Source organism: Streptomyces sp. DvalAA-14 (genome assembly GCF_900091855.1).
In the GTDB taxonomy this organism is placed as follows: domain Bacteria; phylum Actinomycetota; class Actinomycetes; order Streptomycetales; family Streptomycetaceae; genus Actinacidiphila.
In genome coordinates, this window is record NZ_FMCH01000268.1 from 1 (window position 1) to 6,117 (window position 6,117).

At 71.2% G+C, this 6,117-nt stretch carries 7 protein-coding genes; 2 read left to right on the forward strand and 5 right to left on the reverse strand.

Features of this window, described 5'->3' with window-relative positions; translation table 11 throughout:
* From GA0115240_RS13775 to GA0115240_RS13785, 3 genes are all read right to left on the reverse strand, one after another.
* A partial coding sequence (locus GA0115240_RS13775; protein ID WP_107407142.1) for an SAM-dependent methyltransferase occupies positions 1-691 on the reverse strand: 691 nt, incomplete at its 3' end.
* Positions 692-815: 124 nt separating this feature from the next.
* Positions 816-1,031: a DUF397 domain-containing protein gene (locus tag GA0115240_RS13780; protein ID WP_237554857.1), complete on the reverse strand. Its 216-nt coding sequence runs from the start codon at positions 1,029-1,031 to the stop codon at positions 816-818.
* A gap of 105 nt (positions 1,032-1,136) precedes the next feature.
* Positions 1,137-1,964 (reverse strand): helix-turn-helix domain-containing protein, encoded by an 828-nt coding sequence (locus GA0115240_RS13785; RefSeq protein WP_176725068.1) that lies wholly within the window; start codon positions 1,962-1,964, stop codon positions 1,137-1,139.
* Between the two features lie 247 nt (positions 1,965-2,211).
* Here GA0115240_RS13785 and GA0115240_RS13790 point away from each other — a divergent pair, with 247 nt between their 5' ends.
* Positions 2,212-2,613 carry an ATP-binding protein gene (locus GA0115240_RS13790; RefSeq protein ID WP_256069801.1) on the forward strand — a complete coding sequence of 134 codons (402 nt, stop codon included), beginning with the start codon at positions 2,212-2,214 and terminating at the stop codon, positions 2,611-2,613.
* A 65-nt stretch (positions 2,614-2,678) separates the two neighbouring features.
* Here the strand turns inward: GA0115240_RS13790 and GA0115240_RS13795 are convergent, their stop codons facing one another.
* Entirely contained in the window at positions 2,679-3,482 is an 804-nt protein-coding gene (locus GA0115240_RS13795; RefSeq protein WP_093736969.1) for an SGNH/GDSL hydrolase family protein, read from the reverse strand.
* Between the two features lie 198 nt (positions 3,483-3,680).
* Here GA0115240_RS13795 and GA0115240_RS13800 point away from each other — a divergent pair, with 198 nt between their 5' ends.
* On the forward strand, positions 3,681-4,532 hold the full coding sequence (locus GA0115240_RS13800) for a tyrosine-protein phosphatase (RefSeq protein ID WP_093736970.1): 852 nt from the start codon (positions 3,681-3,683) through the stop codon (positions 4,530-4,532).
* Between the two features lie 49 nt (positions 4,533-4,581).
* Here the strand turns inward: GA0115240_RS13800 and GA0115240_RS13805 are convergent, their stop codons facing one another.
* Positions 4,582-6,021: an aspartate aminotransferase family protein gene (locus GA0115240_RS13805; RefSeq protein ID WP_093736971.1), complete on the reverse strand. Its 1,440-nt coding sequence runs from the start codon at positions 6,019-6,021 to the stop codon at positions 4,582-4,584.
* Between the last annotated feature and the right edge of the window lie 96 nt (positions 6,022-6,117).

Genomic DNA, 6,117 nt, shown 5'->3' on the forward strand with positions numbered 1-6,117 from the left:
TCGAAGCCGTCGAAGAGGGCCAGTACCTCGGCGTGGCTGCGCGCGGTGAGGCTGGCGGAGGCCTCTTGTAGACCTCCAGCACGTCGTCCACGTGGTCCAGGTGGAAGTCGCCGGTGGCGTGCGAGAGCACCAGCAGGCTGCCGGCCGGCAGGGCGTCGCGGTAGGCGGCGATCATGCCCACCGGGTCCTCGTCGTCCCGGACGAAGTGCAGGACCGACACCAGCATCAGGGCCACCGGCTGGTCGAAGTCGATCAGCTTGCCGATGGTGGGGTGCTCCAGGATGCTGCGCGGCTCGCGCATGTCGCCGAGGAAGAAGCCGGTGTTGCCGGTCCCGGTGAGCCGGGCGCCGGCGTGGGTGGCCACGATGGGGTCGTTGTCGATATAGGCGACGCGGACGTCCGGGGACACCGCGTGGGCGAGTTCGTGGGTGTTGGGCGAGGTGGGGATGCCGGTGCCGATGTCGATGATCTGCCGGATGCCGCTCCCGACCAGGAAGCGCACCGCGCGGCCCATGAAGTCGCGGTTGGCGCGGGCGCTGGCCGGCACCTCCGGGGCGACGTCGAGCACCCGCATCGCGGCCTCGCGGTCCACCTCGTAGTTGTCCCGGCCGCCGAGGAAGTAGTCGTACATGCGGGCCGGGTGCGGCCTGCTGGTGTCGATCTCCTCGACGGGGAATCCCTGGTCGGTCACGCCGTCCTCCGCTTCATCGGTACCTGGTGCTGGTCGCGTTCGTGGCGCGGGCCGGCTTCGGGGCGCCGGTGGGGGCCGTGCGGCCCGCGCTGCGTGTCGTGCCGCCGCGGCACGGGGTGGGCGGTCATGACAGCAGGAAGTCCGCGTCGCCGGCCTTGGCCCCCAGGATGAACGTGGCGATCTCGTGGTTGGTGTAGATCAGCGCCGGGCCGTGGGGGTCGGTGGACTGCCGCAGCGCCACCCGGCCGTCGTTGAGCCGCTTGGCCTCGACGCAGGACCCGCCGTTGCCGCCGCTCCAGGGCTTGCGCCAGCCGTCGGCACCGAGTTCGGTGGCCGGCATTCCGTTGTAGACACCGTCGTGAACAGCTTCGTACAAGTCTTCGTACGCGTAGCCGCCGCTGTATATGGCGGCGTCCCCGCGGTCGTTGGTGGTGCGATCCATGGTTCAGATCTCCTTGCGCATGCCATCGAGGATGGCTTTGGTGCTCTGTGCCGGCGCTGCCTGCGCGCACATCCGGTCGAGTGCTTCCAGGAAGGTGGACACGTCGTCCCGCTCATCGAAATAGACGCCGCCGACCAGGCTCTCGGCGTACGCGATGTCGGGGATCTCCTGGAGCTGGAACCGGAAGATGTGGAAGGGCCCGTACATCGCCGGGTGCGGGCCCGCGGTGAACGGGATCACCTGCAGCCGTACGTTGGCCTGTTCGGTGGCGTCCATCAGGGCGCCTATCTGGTCGCGCATGACCGCCCGGCCGCCGATCGGGCGGCGCAGCACGGTCTCGTCCATCACGACCCACAGCAGGGGCGGGTTCTCGCGGCGCAGCAGCAGCGCCTGGCGCTCGGTGCGCAGGGTGACCAGCCGGTCGATCTCGTCGCCGGCGGCGTGCGGCAGCCCGGCCCGCAGCACGGCGCGGGCGTAGTCGGGCGTCTGGAGCAGGCCGGGGACGTAGTGCGGCTCGTAGGCGCGGATGACGGTGGCTTCGCCCTCCAGGCTGACGAAGGCGCTGAACCAGTCGGGCAGCACATCGCGGAAGCTGTGCCACCAGCCGGGGCGGTTGGCCTCGCGGGCGAGCGCGAGAAAGCCGCCGATCTCCTCGGGGGAGGTGATGCCGTAGGTGGTGAGCAGCTTTTCGACGTACGGGAGCTTCAGCCCGACTTCCGCCTTTTCCATCCGGCGGATGGTGGCGTGGGTCACATCGAGAGCGCGCCCGGCTTCCTCGTAACTGAGCCCCGCCTGCTCCCGGAGGTCCTGGAGGCGTTTTCCGAGCACCATGCGCAGGACGGTCGGAGCACCACCCGGCCGCGGGTCCATCACGACTCATCCTCCAACTTCTTTGACTGTCCAGCAGTGTGTCATGTCGTCAGCGCCACGCGACAGCGTGTTCAGGCGATTCTGTAAATTACAGATAGGAACCTTGCCATGTGTCCGTCACGGGCCCCATAGTTGCGGCGTGGTTCCTTCACTTGATGCCGTTCGGCACCCGAGCCGGGACGGTGTCGGCGATCCCTGCCGCCGCGACGTGTTCCGGCTGCCCGCGACGAGCGCGTCCGTGGCGGACGCCCGTGGGCGGGTCCGTACGCGCCTGGGCGAGTGGGGCGCGGACCTGGAGTTGTGCGACGACGCCAGTCTGGTGATCACGGAACTGTTCACCAACGCCGTACGGCACACCGACAGCGAGAAGATCACCTGCGTACTGCAGGAGTCGGGTGCGGTCGTCCGGCTGGAAGTCACCGACCAGGGCAGGGGAACCGGGGTCCCCGAGCCTTGTGCCGCCGAAGCCGACGAGGAAGGCGGGCGGGGGCTGCTCCTCGTGAGCGTGCTCTCGCTGGCCTGGGGATCGGACCCGGCAGACGGCGGCGCCGGGCGCGTGGTGTGGGCCGAACTGGCCGCGCACCACGCGCCCGTAGACTTCCCCGGCTGACGCCCCCGGCCCGCGCGGTCGGCGGCCCCGCCGCACGGGCCCGCCCGCCGGCTCGGGCCCGCTCCCTACAGCGGCAGCAGGTCCGGTCGCTTGGCGGTGACCTCGTCGCCGGAGGACGCGCCGCGCAGCCGGCGGCCGATCCAGGGCACCAGGTACTCGCGGGCCCACACGATGTTGTCCCGGCGGACCTGCGACGGCAGCCGCTGCGGCTGCAGCGGCCACGGCTGGTCCGGGTCGCCCGCCCCGTCCAGACCCAGCACCTGGGCGGCGCGCAGCGCGACCCGGGTGTGCCCCTCGGACGACAGGTGCAGCCGGTCGGCGCTCCAGGCCCGGCGGTCCTGCACCGAGCGCAGGGACCACAGGTCGAGCACCGGGCAGCCGTGGCGGTCGGCGATGGCCCGTACGTGGGCGGTGTACGTGGCGATCTTGCCGCGCAGGTGGCGCAGCACCGGCACACCCCGGGTGTCGAAGCCCGTGCAGACCAGGACGGTGCCGACCGCCGAGCCGAGGTCGGCCACCGCGGCCTCGAAGCGGTCGGCGATGGCGTCGGGGTCGGAGCCCGGCCGCAGGATGTCGTTGCCGCCGGCGCAGAAGGTCACCAGGTCGGGCGCGAGTTCCCTGGCCCGCGGCACCTGCTCCGCCACGATCTGGTCGAGCAGCTTCCCGCGCACCGCGAGGTTGGCGTAGCGGAAGCCGCCGGGCGGCGCCGCCCGGGCGCTCCGCTCGGCGAGCAGGACCGCGAGCCGGTCGGCCCAGCCGATCCAGGCACCGTCGGGACCCGGATCGCCCACGCCCTCGGTGAAGCTGTCCCCCACCGCGGTGTACGACCCGATCGCGCCTTCGCTGTCCGTGTGCGCATCGTCAGCCACGTCGCACCATTTTCCCCTTCGGGCGCCGTCTGCGCGACCGTCAGGGCCCCCCGATACGAGGTGATTCATCCCACCAGGTCAAACGGGTACAGTCGGAATAAGTCCAACGGCCACATACCGGTCGGTACGTCGTCACCGCGCTGCCGTATCGTCGCCAGTGCCCCAGCATGAGCCGTAAGCGATGAACGAGGAGCGCCGGTGACGCAGGAAGCACGGCAGTCCGCCCCGACCGGAGCCGAGCCGGAAGGCGAGCTCGAAGGCGAGCCCGAGCTGGCCGGCGTCCGCAATTTCCGCGATGTCGGGGGGCTGCCGACGGCGGACGGGCGGCGGGTGCGGCACGGGGTGCTCTTCCGCAGCGGCCACCTCGCGCACGCCACCGAGGAGGACGCCGCCTTCCTCGGCGGGCTCGGCCTGCACACCGTTTTCGACTTCCGCAACGGCGACGACATCGCGCTGGAGGGCCCGGACACGGTGCTGGCCGGCACCCGCAACCTCAACATGCCGCTGAGCGATCCGGCCGAGGGGGCCGGCTTCTGGCACATCGTCCGGGTGGGCGACGTGGCCTCGCTGCACGAGCTGCTGGGCGACGGCAAGGGCGAGGCCCGGATGGCGGACGCCTACCGCAAGCTCATCCTGGAGCGCACCGGCGAGCACGCCCGGATGCTCGCGCTGCTCACCGAGCCGGAGAACCCGGCCATCCCGGCGCTGCTGCACTGCGCGGCCGGCAAGGACCGGGCCGGCACCTCCATCGCGATCATCCTGCTGGCGCTCGGCGTGCAGCGGTCCGCGATCGAGGCCGACTACCTGAAGAGCAACGCCCGCAGCCACCGCTACAAGGTGGTCCGCGGGGACGGCAGCACCGGCGCCGCCATCGACCCGGCCATCCGTGAACTGCTCCGATCGCTGTTCGAGGCGCGGCTGGAGTACCTGCGCACCGCGTTCGACACCATCGACGAGCGGTGGGGCACGGTGGACCGCTACCTGGAGGAGGGCCTCGGGCTGACGCCGGAGCGGCGCGAGCGGCTCAAGGAGCGGCTGCTCACCGACTGAGCCGCACCTGAGCCGCCTGAGCCGCGCCGCGCCGACCGCCGCGCCGGCGCTACCGGTTGGCGACGGCCTGCTTGACCAGGGTCCGCCCGAAGTCCCACATCAGTCCGCCGCCGCCGTGCGCGTCGTCCATCACCTCGGTGAAGGCGGCCACGAAACGGTCCACGTCCGCCTCGTCGACGATCAGCGGCGGGATCAGCTTGATGACCTCCAGGTGGTCGCCGGAGACCTGGGTGAGGATGCGGTGCCGCTGGAGCAGCGGGACCACCACCATCTGCGCGAACAGGCCCTTGCGGGCCGTCTGCAGCATCGTCCAGCGGCTGCGCAGACCCAGCGACTTGGGGCGGCCGAACTCGATGCCGATCATCAGGCCCCGGCCGCGCACCTCCTTGAGCAGCTCGTAGCGGTCGGTGAGGGCGGCCAGCCGCTCGCGCAGCAGGTCACCGGTGCGGCGGGCGTTGTCCACCACCTTCTCGTCGTCCATCACCGACAAGGTGGCCAGACCCGCCGCCATCGCCTGGGCGTTGGAGCCGAAGCTGGCGGAGTGCACCAGCACCCGGTCCATCGAGGAGTAGACCTTCTTGAAGATCCAGTCCTTGCCGAGCGTGGCACTGATCGGGACATAGCCGCCGGACAGCGACTTGGCGACGCACACCAGGTCCGGCTCGACGCCCTCGTCGTGCTGGTAGGCGTAGAAGGCGCCGGTGCGGCCGAGGCCGCTCTGCACCTCGTCGGCGATCAGCAGCGCCTTGTGCTTGCGCAGCAGTTCCTGGGCGGCGCGCAGATAGCCGGGCGGGGACAGGTAGACGCCCTTGCCCTGGATCGGCTCCACGATCAGGGCCGCCACGTCGCCGCGCTTCAACTCCCTGGCCAGCGCGTCCAGATCGCCCATCTCGATCGCGGTGTCCGGCAGCAGCGGGGCGAAGCCGTCCCGGAAGCCGCCCTCGCCGTTGACCGAGAGCGAGCCGGTGGTCAGGCCGTGGAAGGCGTGGGTGCAGTACAGCACCCGGGGCTTGCCGGTGGCGTAGCGGGCGAACTTCAGCGCGGTCTCGACGGCTTCGGTGCCGCTGTTGCCGAAGAAGACCCGGTCCAGGTGCGGGGTGTACGCCAGCAGCTTCTCGGCGAGCAGGCCGGGCAGCGGCTGGCAGTCGAAACGGGTGAGGTCGGCCAGTCCGGCGTCCAGGACGTCGTGCAGCGCCTTGCGGACCACCGGGTGGTGCCGGCCCAGGCCCATCACGCCGAATCCGGCCAGCATGTCGAGGTAGTCGTTGCCCTCGGCGTCCCAGAAGTGGGCGCCCTCGGCCCGCTCGTAGTACTTGTCGAAGCCGATGGTGTGCAGCATGCGCGGCAGCTGGTGGTTGAGGTGCTTGGTGTACAGGTCGTAGCGCTCACCGCCGCGTTGGGCGAGCAGCGTCGCCAGGTCGAAGCCCTTGGGCTGCTCGCCCGCTACCGAGGCGGCGCCGGCCTCCGGCGTCGCGTCAGACGATGTCATCGCTCACCTGCTCCTTGCGTGGGTGGATCCGTACCGAAGTATGCGCGGGGGTCTGTGCGGGGCCGCCGGGGGCTGCCGCGGCGGGGGCGCCCGGGG